Consider the following 15,346-nt stretch of genomic DNA (forward strand, 5'->3'; position numbering starts at 1 on the left):
TCCAGCGTGATATTTGACAGCTAGAAACGCGGTAGCTCCGGGTGAGCCAAAGCCCCCGCGCGCACCAGCATCCGACCGTATTCAGCACAACGTTGCAGGGTCGGGATGACCTTGCCCGGATTCAGTAGCCCATTGGTATCAAAGGCCCGTTTGACGGCAAACATCTGTGCGTTTTCCTCGGCGGAGAACTGGACGCACATGCTGTTGAGCTTTTCCACGCCCACGCCATGTTCGCCGGTGACCGTGCCGCCCATGGCGACGCTGGTCTCCAGGATCTCGGCACCGAACAACTCGCAGCGGTGCAACTGGTCGGCGTCGTTGGCGTCGAACAGGATCAGCGGGTGCAGGTTGCCGTCGCCCGCATGGAACACGTTGGCGCAGCGCAGCCCGTGCTTCTTCTCCATCTCGGCGATGGCCAGCAGGATGTCGGCCAGGCGCTTGCGTGGAATGGTCGAGTCCATGCACATGTAGTCGGGGCTGATGCGCCCGCTCGCGGGGAACGCGTTCTTGCGCCCGCTCCAGAAACGCAGGCGCTCGGCTTCGTCGCGGCTGACCGCGATGGCGGTGGCGCCGCATTGGCGCAGCACCGCGCTCATGCGGCCGATCTCTTCTTCCACCTCCTCTGGCGTGCCGTCGCTCTCGCACAGCAGGATGGCTTCGGCGCTCAGGTCGTAGCCCGCGTGCACGAAGTCCTCCACCGCCGCGGTCATGGGCTTGTCCATCATTTCGAGGCCGGCCGGGATGATGCCGGCAGCGATCACCGAAGCCACCGCGTCACCGGCCTTTCGGATGTCGTCGAAGCTGGCCATGATGCAGCGCGCCAGCAGCGGCTTGGGCACCAGCCTGACCGTGACCTCGGTGGTGACGGCCAACATGCCTTCGCTGCCGATCACCAGGGGCAGCAGGTCCAGGCCGGGTGCGTCGAGCGCGTCGCCTCCGAAGGTGACGGGCTCACCCTCGACGGTGAAGCCGCGCACGGCCAGCACGTTGTGCAGGGTCAGGCCGTACTTGAGACAGTGCACGCCCCCCGAGTTCTCCGCCACGTTGCCGCCGATGGTGCAGGCGATCTGGCTGCTGGGGTCGGGCGCGTAGTACAGGCCCTGCGGGGCGGCGGCTTCGGAGATCGCGAGGTTGCGAACGCCCGCCTGCACGACCGCGGTGCGCGCGCGCGGATCGATGCGCAGGATGCGGTTGAACTTGGCCAGCGACAGCGTGACGCCCAGCGCGTGCGGCATGGCACCCCCCGAGAGCCCCGTGCCCGCGCCGCGCGCCACCACCGGCACGCCCAGGCCGTGGCAGGCCTTGAGCACGGCCGCGACCTGGCCCTCGGTCTCGGGCAGCACCACCACCAGCGGGCGCTCGCGGTACGCGGTCAGGCCATCGCATTCGTAGGGCACCGTGTCCTCGACCTGCCAGAGCAGTGCATGCGCCGGCACCACGGCCTGCAGCGCGCGCACCACGTCGGCCTGCCGTTGCGCGCGTTGCAGGGAGGTGTTTTCGGCGGGGCGGGCGGGTGCGTTCATGTGGGGCCGGTGCGGGTCGGATCAAGGGCCGCTCCAGTCTAGGCGAAAGCCCCGCGCCCGGATTGAAGAAACTTGCAGCGTTTTGTGAACGCTTCGGCGGTTGGTGACGAAGGGTCCTTGAAATCGGCGGCCGGTGGCATCAAGTTGTGTTCACCGCAGGGCGCCTGTCGCACCCTGGAACCTCATCACCCACCAGGAGTTTTCCATGAGCTTCGTTGTCAACCGCAACTTCCTCGACTTCTTCAATGACGTCGCACCCGCGTCCCTGCCGGCGCAGATCCGTGTCGATGTGAAGGAGACGCCCGAGGCTTACACCCTGCAGGCCGAAGTGCCTGGCGTCTCCAAGGACGACATCCACGTCAACGTCGACGGCAAGCTGGTGACCTTGCGCGCTGAAATCAAGCCGCAGTCCAACCCGGCCGAAGGCGGCAGGCTGCTGCGCAGCGAGCGGTACTACGGTGCCGTCTCGCGCAGCTTCCAGCTGCCGGTCGACGTGGACAACAGTGCCGCGAAAGCGAAGTACGAGAACGGTGTGTTGCAGCTCACGCTGCCGAAGAAGACCGCTGCCGCGGCCCAGCGCCTGGCGATCGAGTAAACCCGCGATCCGCCTGCACGGCTCGTCAGTTCACGCTCTTCTTGAGCCACTCGGCGAACGCCGCGCATTCCCATCGCTCCATCGCACCGGCCTGCCAGCACAGGTAGTGCGCATGGGGCGATGGGATGTTGCGTTCCGAGATGCGTTCCAGCGAGCCGTTCTCGATCCAGGGCGCGCCCAGCTTGAGGCGCACCAGGGCGACGCCCAGGCCTTGCGCCGCGGCATCGCACATCAGCCCGATGTCGTTGAACGACGAGCCCTCGACCGGCTCGGGCCAGTCGAGTTCGTGCGCCGCGAACCAGGTGCGCCAGGGTTCGAGCGGGCTGCGCAGCAGGGCGGCGCGCTGCAGGTCTTCCACCGTGTCGAACGGGCCGTTCTCGCGGATGTAGGCAGGAGACGCCAGCGGCGTCACCTCGTCTTTGAGCAGGCAGATGTGCTCCACGTCGGCGTACCGTCCGGTGCCATAGCGCACCGTGAGGTCGGCGTCCTCGGCCACCACGTCCAGCAGCGGGATCGAGACCTGCAGGGTCAGGTCGATCTCCGGGTAGGCCTCGGTGAACTGGCGCAGGCGCGGCATCAGGATCGAGCGCGCGAAGGTGGGGGTGACGGCCAGCTTGAGCTTGCGTTTGCCCGGCGCCGTGTTGCCGCCCGGGAAACGCTGCAGGATGCCCAGGCCTTCGCGCACGTGGGCCAGGTATTCGCTGCCCTCGGTGGTGAGCGAGAAATCGGCGCGGCCGAACAGCTTGGTGCCCAGGATCTGCTCGAGCTGGCGCACGCGGTGGCTCACCGCGCTGGGCGTCACGTTCAGTTCCTCCCCCGTCTGCGTCACGCTGCGCAGGCGCGCCAGCGCCTCGAAAGTCAGGAGGCACTGGATGGGAGGAATCCGGATGGTCATGGCGCCCCCACGCTCCACCGCTGACGCGTGGTCGCTGCCCCCCGAGGGGGCTGAGCTGCCTTGGGGCGGCCCTGCTGCATCTCGCTCACTTGAACACCACCGTCTTGTGGCCGTTGAGCAGCACGCGGTGTTCGCTGTGCCATTTCACGGCGCGCGCCAGCACCTGGCTTTCGGTGTCGCGGCCGCGCGCGGTGAGGTCTTCCACCGCGTCGGTGTGGTCCACCCGGGCCACGTCCTGCTCGATGATGGGGCCTTCGTCGAGGTCGGCCGTCACGTAGTGGGCGGTGGCCCCGATCAGCTTCACGCCCCGGTCGTGCGCCTGGTAGTAGGGCTTGGCGCCCTTGAAGCTGGGCAGGAAGCTGTGGTGGATGTTGATGGCCTTGCCCGAGAGTTCGCGGCACAGGTCGTTGCTGAGCACCTGCATGTAGCGCGCCAGCACCACCAGCTCGGCGCCTTCGTTCTGGATGATCTCCAGCTGCTTGGCCTCGGCCTGCGGCTTGGTGGCCGCCGTCACCGGGATGTGGTGGAAGGGCACGTTGTAGCTGGCCGCGAGCTGGTAGAAGTCGCGGTGGTTGCTGATGATGGCCCGGATGTCCAGCGGCAGCAGGCCGCTCTTCCAGCGGAACATCAGGTCGTTGAGGCAGTGGCCTTCCTTGCTCACGAAGATGACGGTGCGCACCGGCTCGGCCATCGGGTGCAGGCTCCACTGCATGGCGAACGGCTCGGCGAACAGCTGCAGGCGCAGGCGCAGGTCGTCCTGGGTGAGCTGGCCACAGGCGAACTGCACGCGCATGAAGAACAGGCCGGTGGCGTGGTCGTTGTATTGCGCGGCTTCTTCGATGTTGCCCCCGTGCTCCAGCAGGAAGCCGGAAACGGCGTGCACGATGCCCGGGCGGTCCGAGCAGGACAGGGTAAGAACGTAGGTGTGATTCATGGCGTGCGAATTGTCGCAGCAAGGCGCGGTGGGCCTGGCCGAACCCGGCGCAATGGAGCCCCTGGCAGCCGGAGGCGGTGACAAAATGCCGCTTCCCCGTCCTTTTGCCGCAGGAGACGCCCGCATGGCCTACAACGATTTCCGCATGGACAACCAGTGGTTGCCCTTCACGCCCAACCGCAGTTTCCAGAAAGACCCCCGGGTCTTCGTGGCGGCCGACGGCATGTACTTCACGACGCACGACGGGCGCCAGGTCATCGACGGCATTTCCAGCCTCTGGTGCGTGGGCGCCGGGCACAACCGCAAGCCGATCAACGAAGCCATCAAGCAGCAGCTGGACACGCTGGACTACAGCACCGCTTTCAGCGTCAGCAACGACAAGGCCTTTCGCGCCGCCGAGATGATCGCCGCCATGGCGCCGGGCGATCTGAACAAGGTGCTGTTCTGCAACTCCGGCAGCGAGGCCGCCGACACCTCGATGAAGGTGGCGCTGGCCTATCACCGCGCGCGCGGCGAAGGCCACCGCAACATCTTCATCGGCCGCGAGCGCGGTTACCACGGCGTGGGTTTTGGCGGCATGAGCGTGGGCGGTATCCCAGCCAACCGCAAGGTCTACGGCGCCGCCCTGCTGCCGCGCGTGGACCACCTGCGCTTCATCCACGACCCGGTCAGGCACGCCTACGTGCACAACACCGAACCGGTGTGGGACGAAGACCTGCTGCTGGAGCTGGAGAACCGCATCCTGCCGCTGCACGATCCGAGCAACGTGGCGGCCGTGATCGTCGAGCCCGTTGCCGGCAGCGCGGGCTGGTACGTGCCGCCCCAGGGCTACCTCAAGCGCCTGCGGGAGATCTGCGACAAGCACGGCATTCTGTTGATCTTCGACGAGGTGATCACCGGCTTCGGCCGCCTGGGCACGGCTTTCGCGTCGGACTACTACGGCGTGCAGCCCGACATGCTGAATTTCGCCAAGGCGGTGACCAACGGCGTGTTCCCGCTGGGTGGCGTGGTCTGCACCGACCGCATCTACGGCGTCATGATGGGCGCGCACGGCAGCGCGCCGGACCACGCCATCGAGTTCTTCCACGGCTACACCTACTCGGGCCATCCGGTGGCCTGCGCGGCGGCGATCGCCACGCTGGACCTGTTCCGCGAGGAAAACCTGTTCGCCCGCGCGGGCGAGATGGGCCCGGTGCTGGGCGATGCGATGCACAGCGCGCTCAAGGGCCTGCCCCACGTGATCGGCATCCGCAGCCTCGGGCTGGCGGCCGCCGTGGAGCTCGCGCCGCAGCCTGGCCTGCCCGGCAAGCGGGCGTTCGACGTGTTCATGGACTGCTACCACCGGGGTGTGCTGGTGCGCAACGCGGGCGACAACCTGGTGTTCGCGCCACCCTACATCGTCGATCGTGCGCAGATCGAGACCATGGTGGGCACATTGGCCGACGCCATCAAAAGGCTGGGGTAGAAGGTCCCCCCCTGCGCCGCTGGCGCGGCTTCCCCCCGGTGGGGGGACGGCACCTGGGGCCGGCGGAGCCGGACCCTCGGTGCCCCTGGACTTAGCGCGCCGGCATGCGCTGCTTCAATTCGGCGCAGTGGTCGCGCGGGGGCAGCGCGGGGGTTTGCCACACCGCGTCGGCCGGCGGTGCGCTGGCATCTTTCGGGGGGCCGGCCTGCGCCATCACCACCTTGTGGCCCACGGTCGCGGGCAGGTGCAGGGGCACGCCGAGGTCTTCGCGCACATGGCCGTTGCCGGCCACCAGCAGCACCGTCTTGCCCGGGATGAGGGCCTGCGTGGCCGTCTGCGCCATCGACCGGTCGCGCGCGAGCTGGATGCGGGTCATGGGCGCGATCTGGCTCTCGGGCAGCAGGCCGCAATGGCTCTCGCGGATGCCGTCGCGCTGGCGCCGCAGCACGCTCTCGCTCACCAGGCCGTCCAGCTCGGCCTGGCCCATGGTGCTGCGCATCTGCGCGCGCGGCAGGTTGCCGCCGATCACGGGCGCGCCGCTGCGCACGGCGGCCATCACCACCGGGCCGTACACCGGCCAGGGCCAGCCGCCCTGCTCGGTCCAGCCCAGGGCCTCGCGCACGCGCGCCTCGTCGGCGTCGCTGGGCAGGCCTTGCGTGCTGCGCCCCTGTTCGATCATTTCCATCACGACCGCGCCCAGCTGATGGCGCCGGGCCAGGGCCAGCACCACGTCGCGCTGCAGCGCCTGGTGTTCGGCGGCGTCGTGTTGCTCGCCGAGCAGCAACACCGGTGCGGGCAGCACGCGGTCGAGCAGGGCCGGCACGGTGGTGGGTGGGCGGTGCGCGCAGGCCGCGAGCAAAGACAGGCCCAGGGCAAGGGCGACAGCGGTTCGACAGGTCATGCGTGGATACTAAGCGGACCCGACGCCCCTTCACCGCCCCCTTTTCGCGTGTCCCTTCTGCCTTCCTGGCGGCCCGATTCGTGGCCGCGCGTCTGCCTCACCCTGACGATCGCCCTGGCCGCCGCCCTGCTGTGTCGCTGGTTGCGCACGCCCATCCCCTGGATGATCGGTCCGCTGCTGGCGACCGCGCTGGTGTCGGTGCTGGGCATGCGCACCGAGAGCTGGACGCCCTTGCGCAACAGCGGGCAGTGGGTGATCGGCACCGCGCTGGGCCTGTACTTCACGCCAGCGGTGGGCGCGCTGGTGGCCAGCCTCTGGTGGGCGATCGCGCTCGGCATCGCCTGGGCATTGGCCCTGGGCCTGGGTTTTGCGGCCTGGCTGCGCTGGCTGCACGCGGGGCATCTGGTGGCCTTGACACCCGCGGAGTTGCGCTGCACCACCTATTTCGCTGGCGCGATCGGCGGCGCATCCGAGATGACGCTGATCGCCGAGCGCCAGGGCGCGCGCACCGATCTGGTGGCGGCCGCGCACAGCCTGCGGGTGCTGCTGGTGACGGTCACCATTCCGTTTGCGCTGCAGCTCGGGGGCGTGAGCGGGCTCGACACCCTGGCGCAAGGCGTGCGGGACGTGCAAGCGCTGGGGCTGCTGGCGCTGGCCGGGCTTACCTTGCTGGGTGCGCTGGCCATGCAGCGCCTGGGCCGCGCCAACCCCTGGTTCATGGGCGCGCTGGTGGTCACCATGGTGGTGACCTTGAGCGGCCACACCCTGTCGGCCATCCCGCAGAGCCTGTCGAACGCGGCGCAGCTGGTGATCGGTGTGAGCCTGGGCGTGCGTTTCACGCCCGCCTTCGTGCACACGGCGCCGCGCTGGCTGGCCTCGGTGGCTTTCGCCACGCTGGTCATGATGGGCCTGTGCGCCGGTTTCGGCTGGGTGCTGGCGCAGCTGACAGGTTTGCACCCGGTCACGCTGCTGCTGGGCACCGCGCCCGGCGGCATTGCCGAGATGGCCATCACCGCCAAGGTGCTGCAGCTGGGCGTGCCGGTGGTGACGGCGTTCCAGGTCTGCCGGCTGGTGGCGGTGCTGGTGCTGGCCGAGCCGCTGTACCGCTGGCGCCATGGCCCGGCATGAAAAAGGCCGCTGGGGTGCAGCGGCCTTTTTTCAGAGGAAGTGCGTTCGTTCAGTGCATGACCACGGGCATCTGGGCCAGGGTGGCATAGCCCTCGAGCGTGTCTTCCACTTCTTCCTGGGACGGCGTGCTCTGCTGCCAGGCGGTGATCTGGAGCTGGAACATCTCGGCCCAGGAACCGTCGAGGTACACCTCTTTGCCCGAGCGCTTGTCCACGATCTCGAAACCGTGGCGGGGAATCTGCGGGCCGTCTGCCACTTCGTTGTCGCCCTCGACGGGCGCATTGGCTAGGATGTGGACCACAGCGAAGGCATCCGAGTCGTAAAGCATGTGCATGACTGAAATCCTTGAATAGAAAAAATCTGCGTTCCTGACAACCTTATATCGGCAAATACGCGCCGATTTATAGGTCAGATGCAGCTTTACGTGGCGACGTTCCCCCGGACTTCAAGATGCGTGTCTTTTTTGGCACAGATGGGTGTTTGTCCTACAAGTGTTTGCCTTACGGCATCTGGCTGAGTTGCTGATCGGCCACATCGCCGTTCGACTGTTTGACCCGCAGGCGCACGGGCAGGTGGTGCAAGCTGGGCGCGAGCCACATTTCGACCGTGCTGTCGAATTCCTTGCGGGGCTGGCGCACCAGGTGGCGCACCCTGAATTCGCCCGCTGGCAGCGAAATCGTCGATTCTTCGCCCACGTCGAAGCGCCAGACAGGGGCGTCGCCCGTGCCGGCCACCTGCATGTCCACCGTCTGGCCGGCGGCGTAGGCCTGCGGGCGGGCCTGCAGCAGGCTGGCGAGCTGCAGGAACAGGCTCAGGCGGTCCTGCGCCCCCGGTTGCAGCGGTGCTTCGGGCGCGTTGCTGCTGAATCGGATGCGCTGTTGTGCGGCATCGAAATGGGCGGCTTTCTCGCTGCGGCTCTTGTCGGCGAAGCGCTCGGGCATGAGGCCGTTGGGGCCGACGTGGCCGATGCTGGTCTGCGAGCGGCTGCCCAGCAGCAGCACGCGCATCTCCATGCGGGCCTCGTAGCGGCCGTCGGCCACGGCCCAGTCCAGCGTGCCTTGGGCCTTGTAGCCGATGCCCTTGACATTGCCGGTCACGTCGTAGTGCAGGCGGGTGCTGGGCGGCGGCGTGGCGGGTGGCAGGGCGACGGGGGCGCTGGCTTTGCCATCGGTTGCTGCCGACGGCGTGGTGCTGGTGGGTTCACTGGTTGGGGCCGTTTCGGGCGTGGCAGGAGGCGCCGCCACAGCTTCTGCTGGTGCTTCAGGTGCCGGTGTCGGAGGTTCGCTCACGGCGACTTCCTGCGAAGCGATGGCCGGCGTTTCAGCCGGCGCGAGGGCGACGGCCTCGGCGGGTTCGGGCGCTGCCTGGGCCACGGCGACGGGCTCGGGAACCGGGGCAGGGAGGGCCATGGGCGCCGCCTTCGGGACGGGCTTGGGCCGGGATGCGGGTTCGGGGCGTGGCGCGGGCGCCGGAGCGACGGGCACGATCCAGCGCACCGTGCTCACCTGCACCGGCTGCGGGCGCGCTGCCGGGGCGGTGGCGGGCGGTTCGGCGTTTGCGGCAGATGCACTGGCGCCGGTGGCCGGTGGCGCTGGCGCCCGGGCGGTGCCGGGCAGCTGAAGCGTGATGCCGCCAGCGAGCAGCACGAGGTGCAGGCCCAGCACCAGCGCCACCAGCGCGGTGAGCACGGACCGGCGTGGCGAGGCAGAGGGTGATGCGGGCGTTTGGGTCACGTGCTGGAAGGGGCGGGGCGGTGCCCCAGGTCGGCGCTGAGCTGGCGGGCGCAGCGCAGCAGGGCGGTGGCGGGGGCCCCTTGCCAGTCGGTGTCCAGCGTGGCCACGGAGCCGAGCACCACCAGGCCCAGCGCGAGCCGGCCCTGGGCGTCGAACACGGGGGCGCAGAAGCCGCCCACGCCGGGCAACAGGCTGTGCACCACCCGCGCCAGGCCCCTGCGGCGGGTGTCTTCGAGCAGGGCCTGCACCTCTTGCGGCGACTGGGGCACGTCCACCAGGGGCAGGTCGCCATGTTGCGGCAGCTTCTTCAGGCGCGCGAGTTCGTCGCGCACCATGGGGGCGATGCGCTGGGCGTCGCGGCCTTCAGTGCCCATGAAGGCGGCAAAGCAGCGGCCGGTGGCCGAGGTCAGCAGCGGCATGACGTCGCCCAGGCGCAAGGTGACGGGCACCGTCTGAGGCGCCTCGATCCAGTGCACCATGGTGGGGCCCTGGTTGCCCCACACCGCGATGGCCAGGGTGTGGCCGGTCTCGGCCAGCAGGCCATCGATGCGTTCGCGCGCGAACTTCACGGCGTCGAGGCGCGCGAGGCTGGCCAGCCCGATGCGCAGCGCGGCGGGGCCGAGGTCGTAGCGCGTGCTCACCGGGTCCTGCACCACCAGGCCCATGCGCTGGAAGCTCACCAGGTAGCGGTGGGCCTTGGCCGCGCTCATGCCCGCCGCGGCGGCCAGGTCGCGCAGCATCAGGGCGCCGTCGGCCTGCGACAGGGCATCGAGCAGCTCGAAGCCCACTTCCACCGATTGGATGCCCGCGCGCAACGGTTCCGCGTCGTCACGGGTTTCGGCGTCGATGGCGGGGCGTTGGGCAACAGGCATCTGAATCAGGGTCACGAAGGTTGGACGGTCGGTCGGGCGGTGGGTTCCCCGGGCCGGTGGCGGGTGTTGCAGCGGTTCTCGGGGCTTTCGTCTAGAATCCCAATTTTACGAATAGGTGAATCAATTTCACTATCCGTAATTCGAAGGCATCCACCGAGTGTGCCACCGATCCGCCCCCAGGCGGACAATGTGCCCGCTTTGACCCCAACCTGACAGCAGGAGACTTGCATGAAACTCGCCACTTACAAAGACGGCTCGCGCGACGGACAACTGGTGGTGGTCTCCCGCGACCTGAGCACGGCGCATTATGCGACCGGCATCGCCCACAAGCTCCAGCAGGCGCTGGACGACTGGAACTTCATCAGCCCCCAGTTGCACGACCTGTACGTCACGCTCAACCAGGGCAAGGCGCGCCACGCCTTCCCGTTCGACCCCGCCCAGTGCATGGCCCCGCTGCCGCGCGCCTACCAGTGGGCCGACGGCTCGGCGTACATCAACCACGTGGAGCTGGTGCGCGCCGCGCGCAACAGCGAAGTGCCGGCGTCGTTCTACACCGACCCGCTGATGTACCAGGGCGGCAGCGACGACTTCATCGGCCCTTGCGAAGACGTGGTGGTGGCCAGTGAAGACTTCGGCATCGACTTCGAGGCCGAGATCGCCGTCATCACTGGCGACGTGCCCATGAGTGCCACGCCCGAGCAGGCCTTGGAGGGCGTGCGCCTGCTGATGCTGGCCAACGACGTGTCGCTGCGCAACCTGATCCCGGCCGAACTGGCCAAGGGTTTTGGCTTCTTCCAGAGCAAGCCGGCCACCGCGTTCAGCCCGGTGGCGGTCACGCCCGACGAGCTCGGCGACGCCTGGCAGGGTGGCCGCGTGCACCTGACCATGCAGTCGACCTGGAACGGCCGCAAGGTCGGCATGTGCGAGGCCGGCCCGGAGATGACCTTCCACTTCGGCCAGCTCGTGGCCCACATCACCAAGACGCGCAACGTGCGCGCCGGCTCCATCGTGGGCAGTGGCACCGTGAGCAACAAGGGCACGGAGGTGGACGGCCGCAAGGACTGGCCCAAGGGCTACAGCTGCATCGCCGAGAAACGCGCGATCGAAACCATCCTGGATGGCAAGCCTTCGACCGCCTTCATGAAGTTCGGTGACACCATCCGCATCGAGATGAAGGGCAAGGACGGCCAGTCCGTGTTCGGCGCGATCGACCAGAAAATCGCGCCGCTGGCCTGAGGCCAGCGTTCAAGCAGCGTAAACCTGCTCGATCGACGCGAAACCCTTGACCTCGATCGGGTTGCCGAAGGGGTCGCAGAAGAACATCGTCCACTGTTCGCCGGGCTGCCCCTCGAAGCGCACCTGGGGCGGCAGCACGAAGTCCACGCCCGCGGCCTGAAGCCGCGCGGCCATCGCTTGCCACTCCGGCAGCAGCAGCACCAGGCCGAAGTGCGGCATGGGCACGAGGTGCTCGCCCACGCGGCCGGTGCGCTGCGTCTTCAGCGGCTCGCCCAGGTGCAGCGAGATCTGGTGGCTGAAGAAATCGAAGTCCACCCAGGTATCGGTGCTGCGGCCCTCGGCGCAGCCGAGCACGCCGCCGTAGAAGCGGCGCGCCGCATCCAGGTCGGTGACGTTGAAGGCGAAATGGAACAGGCTGCGGGTGTGCAGCGGAGCGGTGGACGGGTTCATGGCCGCCAGCATAGACGCTGGCGCGCGGTCGAGCACAATGACCGACAGAACCCAGCCCTTCAGGAGACCCGCATGAGCAGCCCCGTGGACTACAGCCGCTACCAGACCCTCGCCATCACCCGCCGCGGCCCCACCGTGGACGGCGTGCCTTCCGTGCTCGACATCCAGATGCGCGCCGACGGCCCGGGCGGCAACGGCAAGCTGCCCACCGCCGGCCACGACGGGCATTGGGAACTCAGCGAGATCTGGCGCGATGTGGGGCGCGACGACAGCGTGCGCTGCGCCGTGCTGCGCGGCAGCGGCATGGGCTTCTCCGGCGGCGGCGACCTCACGCTGGTGCAGGACATGGCGACCGATTTCGAGGTGCGCACCCGCGTCTGGAAGGAGGCTCGCGACCTGGTCTACAACGTCATCAACTGCGACAAGCCCATCGTGAGCGCCATGCACGGCCCGGCCGTGGGCGCTGGCCTGGTGGCCGGCCTGCTGGCCGACATCTCGATCGCCGCGAAGAGCGCCAAGATCGTCGACGGCCACACGCGCCTGGGCGTGGCGGCCGGTGACCACGCGGCCATCGTCTGGCCCCTGCTGTGCGGCCTGGCCAAGGCCAAGTACTACCTGATGCTGTGCGACCCCATCAGCGGCGAGGAGGCCGAGCGCATCGGCCTGGTCTCGCTCGCGGTGGACGACGCGGCCCTGCTCGACAAGGCCTATGAAGTGGCCGATCGCCTGGCCAGTGGCAGCCAGACCGCGATCCGCTGGACCAAGTACTCGCTCAACAACTGGCTGCGCCAGGCCGGCCCCGCGTTCGACACCTCCCTGGCGCTCGAATTCATGGGTTTTGCCGGGCCCGATGTGCGCGAAGGTGTGGCATCCTTGCGTGAGCGCCGCGCACCCCGCTACGGCGTGGACGGCTGAGACAGCCAAGACCTAGACGGCACGACAGGAGATCTCCATGAGCGACGCCCCCGGCAGCGGTTTCGGCAAATTCGTTCCCGGCTTCGAGTTCCTGCAGAACCTCGCGGGCCAGGCGGCCGGCGGGGTGGCGCAGGGCATCAGCCAGAACATCCCGCAGTTGCCCAACCTCGGCAGCTGGGTGGCGCCCACCTTCAACGTGGAAGACCTCGAGAAACGCATCGAGGAACTCAAGGCCGTGCACTTCTGGCTGGACCAGAACGCCAAGGCACTGGGCGCCACCATCCAGGCGCTGGAGGTGCAGAGGATGACGCTGTCCACGCTCAAGACCATGAACTTCAGCATGGGCGATGTGGCCAACGCGCTCAAGATCAAGGCCGCCGACACCCTGGCCGGCTTCACCGGTTCACCCGCCGCCGCGCCCACGCCGTTCGCCGGCCTGGAAGTGCCGCCGCGCACCTATGGCACCCCCGCCAAGCCCGAAGCCGCGCCAGCACCCCCACCGGCGCCGCGCAAGAAGACGCAACCGGCCCGCAAGGCGGCGGCCGCCGCGCCGGCCGCCGGTGGCGTGGTGGACCCGATGCAATGGTGGGGCGCGCTGTCGCAGCAGTTCCAGCAGATCGCGAGCAATGCCATGAAGGACGTGGCCAAGCAGACCGCGCTCGACACCACGCGGCAAGTCGCCAGCGGCCTGACCGACCAGGCCCTGAAGACCGCCACCGGCATGGCCGGCAAGGCCGCCCGGGGCGTGGGCCGTGCCGCCGCGCGGGCGGTGGCCCGGCCGGCCGCCAGCCCTTCTGCGCCGCGCCCTGCCGCGAAATCCGCCGCCAAGCCGGCCGCCAGGAAGGCCGCGGCCCGCAAGGCCGCCAGCCGACGTTGAACCTCCCGCGCCGCCGCGTCCGCGGCGCGTCGCCTTTTCCTCATGAAACTCTTTCCTTACGCCCACGCCACCCACCCGCAATGGCGGATGGCCGCCGCTCTCGTGCTCGCGCAACTGCGCGCGCAGATGGCGCTGCCCGAATACGCCAAGTCACCCTGCCTGGGGCTGCTCTACATCACCGACCACTACGCCGACGAAGCCGAGGCCATCCTCAAGCACCTGAGCGCCGAGCTGTCGTCCGAGGCGATCGACTGGGCCGGCACCGTGGGCGTGGGTATCGCGGCCAACAACGTGGAGTACTTCGACGAGCCCGCGATGTGCGTGATGCTGTGCGATCTGCACCCGGGCCAGTACCGTGTGTTCAGCGGGGTGGCGCCGCTCTCCACCAGTGGCCGCCCGGCGACCGCCGACCGTTTCGAGGCACACACGGCGCTGGTGCATGCCGATGGCGGCACGCCCGAGCTGGCCGAACTCATCGCCGAAATGGCCGAGCGCACGCGCAGCGGCTACGTGTTCGGCGGGCTGGCGGCGAGCCGGCACCAGAGCGTGCAGTTTTCGCTCAGCAGCGCGGGCAACCTCGACGGTCAGGGCGCGGCCAGCGGGGTGTTCCATGGCGGCCTGAGCGGCGTGGCCTTCGGGGCGGACGTGGGCCTGGTCTCGCGCGTCACGCAGGGTGCGCAGCCGGTGGACCGCGAGCGCACGGTCACCGCCTCCGACGGCAACCTGGTGCTGATGCTCGACGACGAACCCGCGCTGGACGTGCTGTTGCGCGAGCGCGTGATCTCGCTGGAGCAACCCGAAGAAGCCATGCCGCGCCTGCGCGCCACGCTGGTGGGGCTCTCGCCGCCGCTGCCCGAGCACAGCGCCGCCTCAGCGCCCGTCCCGCGCGTGCGCGGCCAGTTCGGCACCGAGGTGCTGGTGCGCCACCTGATCGGCCTGGACCCGGGACGGCGCGGCATCGCGATTGCCGACGTGGCGCCGGTGGGCACGCGCCTGGCCTTCTGCGAACGCAACGCCGAGGCCGCGCGCGCCGACCTCGTGCGCGTGTGCGCCGAGGTGCGTGAAGAGCTCGAACCCGAAGAGCTGGGCCTGTCGATGGCGACGGCGCTCTCGTCCACCGACGTGGAGGCCGGCCCGCATGCCGCGCGTCGCATCGCCGGAGCGGTGTACGTCAGCTGCTCGGGGCGCGGCGGGCCGCATTTCGGCAGCCCCAGTGCCGAGCTTCAGGTGGTGCGCCGCGCGCTCGGCGATGTGCCGCTGGTGGGCTTCTTCGCCGGTGGTGAGATCGCTCACCACAGCCTCTACGGTTACACCGGCGTGCTCACCGTGTTCACCATGCCCTGAGACGACCGGCCCAGGCCGATGCCGCGCGCCCGCGCGCGCCGCAGCAGGAAGAACACGATGCTGACGTTGAGCAGGTTGAAGCCGATGCCATTGAGGAAGGCGGCCTGGTAGGAGCCGGTCAGGTCGAAGATCGCGCCCGACATCCAGCCGCCCAGCGCCATGCCCAGCAGCGTGGCCATCAGCACCGTGCCCACGCGCACGCCGGCCTGCATGGGCGCGAAGTGCTCGCGCACGATCAGGGCGTAGCTCGGCACGATGCCGCCCTGGAACAGGCCGAACAGGCCGGAGATCAGGTACAGCGGCACCAGGCCATCGAAGGGCAGGAACATCAGCAGGGCCACGCCCTGCAGCACCGAGCCCAGCAAGAGCGTGCGCAGGCCGCCGATGCGGTCGGAGATCCAGCCTGAGATCAGCCGGCTGGCCACGCCCATGCCCAGCATCACCGAGAGCATCTCGGCGCCGCGGGCGGGGCCGCAGC

At 69.0% G+C, this 15,346-nt stretch carries 16 protein-coding genes; 7 read left to right on the forward strand and 9 right to left on the reverse strand.

Going from position 1 to position 15,346, the window contains the following annotated elements; all coding sequences use genetic code 11:
- Positions 1-20 precede the first annotated feature (20 nt).
- Positions 21-1,523, reverse strand: coding sequence for an FAD-linked oxidase C-terminal domain-containing protein (locus ACODTB_RS24585; protein WP_291112061.1), 1,503 nt, complete (start codon positions 1,521-1,523; stop codon positions 21-23).
- Positions 1,524-1,728: 205 nt separating this feature from the next.
- Here ACODTB_RS24585 and ACODTB_RS24590 point away from each other — a divergent pair, with 205 nt between their 5' ends.
- On the forward strand, positions 1,729-2,118 hold the full coding sequence (locus tag ACODTB_RS24590) for an Hsp20/alpha crystallin family protein (protein ID WP_291112058.1): 390 nt from the start codon (positions 1,729-1,731) through the stop codon (positions 2,116-2,118).
- A 25-nt stretch (positions 2,119-2,143) separates the two neighbouring features.
- On the opposite strand, the gene ACODTB_RS24595 is transcribed toward ACODTB_RS24590, so the two are convergent.
- Entirely contained in the window at positions 2,144-3,013 is an 870-nt protein-coding gene (locus ACODTB_RS24595) for a LysR substrate-binding domain-containing protein (protein ID WP_291112056.1), read from the reverse strand.
- Between the two features lie 85 nt (positions 3,014-3,098).
- Positions 3,099-3,947 (reverse strand): formyltetrahydrofolate deformylase, encoded by an 849-nt coding sequence (gene purU, locus ACODTB_RS24600; RefSeq protein WP_291112053.1) that lies wholly within the window; start codon positions 3,945-3,947, stop codon positions 3,099-3,101.
- Positions 3,948-4,071: 124 nt separating this feature from the next.
- On the opposite strand from purU, the gene aptA reads away from it, so the two are divergent.
- Entirely contained in the window at positions 4,072-5,412 is a 1,341-nt protein-coding gene (gene aptA / locus ACODTB_RS24605) for an omega-aminotransferase AptA (protein WP_291112051.1), read from the forward strand.
- A gap of 91 nt (positions 5,413-5,503) precedes the next feature.
- Here aptA and ACODTB_RS24610 read toward each other — a convergent pair whose 3' ends face one another.
- Positions 5,504-6,313: a ChaN family lipoprotein gene (locus ACODTB_RS24610; RefSeq protein WP_291112048.1), complete on the reverse strand. Its 810-nt coding sequence runs from the start codon at positions 6,311-6,313 to the stop codon at positions 5,504-5,506.
- 57 nt (positions 6,314-6,370) lie between these two features.
- Between ACODTB_RS24610 and ACODTB_RS24615 the strand changes: the two genes are divergently transcribed.
- Complete coding sequence (locus ACODTB_RS24615; protein WP_291112077.1) at positions 6,371-7,441, forward strand: AbrB family transcriptional regulator; 1,071 nt, start codon at positions 6,371-6,373, stop codon at positions 7,439-7,441.
- A gap of 49 nt (positions 7,442-7,490) precedes the next feature.
- Here the strand turns inward: ACODTB_RS24615 and ACODTB_RS24620 are convergent, their stop codons facing one another.
- The 3 genes from ACODTB_RS24620 to ACODTB_RS24630 form a co-directional block, all read right to left on the reverse strand.
- On the reverse strand, positions 7,491-7,775 hold the full coding sequence (locus ACODTB_RS24620; RefSeq protein WP_382153555.1) for a BTH_I0359 family protein: 285 nt from the start codon (positions 7,773-7,775) through the stop codon (positions 7,491-7,493).
- Positions 7,776-7,941: 166 nt separating this feature from the next.
- Positions 7,942-9,129, reverse strand: a complete 1,188-nt coding sequence (locus ACODTB_RS24625; protein ID WP_488929834.1) for a DUF3108 domain-containing protein — start codon at positions 9,127-9,129, stop codon at positions 7,942-7,944.
- Positions 9,130-9,170: 41 nt separating this feature from the next.
- A complete protein-coding gene (locus ACODTB_RS24630) occupies positions 9,171-10,046 on the reverse strand; it encodes an IclR family transcriptional regulator (protein WP_291112040.1) in 876 nt (291 codons plus the stop codon).
- Between the two features lie 228 nt (positions 10,047-10,274).
- Here ACODTB_RS24630 and ACODTB_RS24635 point away from each other — a divergent pair, with 228 nt between their 5' ends.
- Complete coding sequence (locus tag ACODTB_RS24635; RefSeq protein ID WP_291112038.1) at positions 10,275-11,282, forward strand: fumarylacetoacetate hydrolase family protein; 1,008 nt, start codon at positions 10,275-10,277, stop codon at positions 11,280-11,282.
- Between the two features lie 9 nt (positions 11,283-11,291).
- Here the strand turns inward: ACODTB_RS24635 and ACODTB_RS24640 are convergent, their stop codons facing one another.
- Positions 11,292-11,732 carry a VOC family protein gene (locus ACODTB_RS24640; protein ID WP_291112035.1) on the reverse strand — a complete coding sequence of 147 codons (441 nt, stop codon included), beginning with the start codon at positions 11,730-11,732 and terminating at the stop codon, positions 11,292-11,294.
- Positions 11,733-11,816: 84 nt separating this feature from the next.
- Here ACODTB_RS24640 and ACODTB_RS24645 point away from each other — a divergent pair, with 84 nt between their 5' ends.
- The 3 genes from ACODTB_RS24645 to ACODTB_RS24655 are packed head-to-tail and all read left to right on the forward strand — an operon-like array spanning position 11,817 to position 14,868.
- On the forward strand, positions 11,817-12,647 hold the full coding sequence (locus ACODTB_RS24645; RefSeq protein WP_291112075.1) for an enoyl-CoA hydratase/isomerase family protein: 831 nt from the start codon (positions 11,817-11,819) through the stop codon (positions 12,645-12,647).
- 37 nt (positions 12,648-12,684) lie between these two features.
- Complete coding sequence (locus ACODTB_RS24650) at positions 12,685-13,524, forward strand: PhaM family polyhydroxyalkanoate granule multifunctional regulatory protein (RefSeq protein ID WP_291112033.1); 840 nt, start codon at positions 12,685-12,687, stop codon at positions 13,522-13,524.
- 42 nt (positions 13,525-13,566) lie between these two features.
- The gene (locus ACODTB_RS24655; protein ID WP_291112031.1) at positions 13,567-14,868 is read left to right on the forward strand and encodes an FIST signal transduction protein; all 1,302 of its coding nucleotides are present in this window, start codon (positions 13,567-13,569) and stop codon (positions 14,866-14,868) included.
- Here ACODTB_RS24655 and ACODTB_RS24660 read toward each other — a convergent pair.
- A partial coding sequence (locus ACODTB_RS24660) for an MFS transporter (RefSeq protein ID WP_488929835.1) occupies positions 14,832-15,346 on the reverse strand: 515 nt, incomplete at its 5' end. The two genes, ACODTB_RS24655 and ACODTB_RS24660, sit on opposite strands and share 37 nt — an antisense overlap.

This window comes from Hydrogenophaga sp. FG152 (assembly GCF_057809615.1).

Excerpts from the sequence above, each read along its gene's own strand:
- ACODTB_RS24585 (WP_291112061.1), bottom strand. The coding sequence starts at position 1,523 with ATGAACGCACCCGCCCGCCCCGCCGAAAACACCTCCCTGCAACGCGCG.
- ACODTB_RS24590 (WP_291112058.1), top strand. The coding sequence starts at position 1,729 with ATGAGCTTCGTTGTCAACCGCAACTTCCTCGACTTCTTCAATGACGTC.
- ACODTB_RS24595 (WP_291112056.1), bottom strand. The coding sequence starts at position 3,013 with ATGACCATCCGGATTCCTCCCATCCAGTGCCTCCTGACTTTCGAGGCG.
- purU (WP_291112053.1), bottom strand. The coding sequence starts at position 3,947 with ATGAATCACACCTACGTTCTTACCCTGTCCTGCTCGGACCGCCCGGGC.
- aptA (WP_291112051.1), top strand. The coding sequence starts at position 4,072 with ATGGCCTACAACGATTTCCGCATGGACAACCAGTGGTTGCCCTTCACG.
- ACODTB_RS24610 (WP_291112048.1), bottom strand. The coding sequence starts at position 6,313 with ATGACCTGTCGAACCGCTGTCGCCCTTGCCCTGGGCCTGTCTTTGCTC.
- ACODTB_RS24620 (WP_382153555.1), bottom strand. The coding sequence starts at position 7,775 with ATGCACATGCTTTACGACTCGGATGCCTTCGCTGTGGTCCACATCCTA.
- ACODTB_RS24630 (WP_291112040.1), bottom strand. The coding sequence starts at position 10,046 with ATGCCTGTTGCCCAACGCCCCGCCATCGACGCCGAAACCCGTGACGAC.
- ACODTB_RS24635 (WP_291112038.1), top strand. The coding sequence starts at position 10,275 with ATGAAACTCGCCACTTACAAAGACGGCTCGCGCGACGGACAACTGGTG.
- ACODTB_RS24640 (WP_291112035.1), bottom strand. The coding sequence starts at position 11,732 with ATGAACCCGTCCACCGCTCCGCTGCACACCCGCAGCCTGTTCCATTTC.
- ACODTB_RS24650 (WP_291112033.1), top strand. The coding sequence starts at position 12,685 with ATGAGCGACGCCCCCGGCAGCGGTTTCGGCAAATTCGTTCCCGGCTTC.
- ACODTB_RS24655 (WP_291112031.1), top strand. The coding sequence starts at position 13,567 with ATGAAACTCTTTCCTTACGCCCACGCCACCCACCCGCAATGGCGGATG.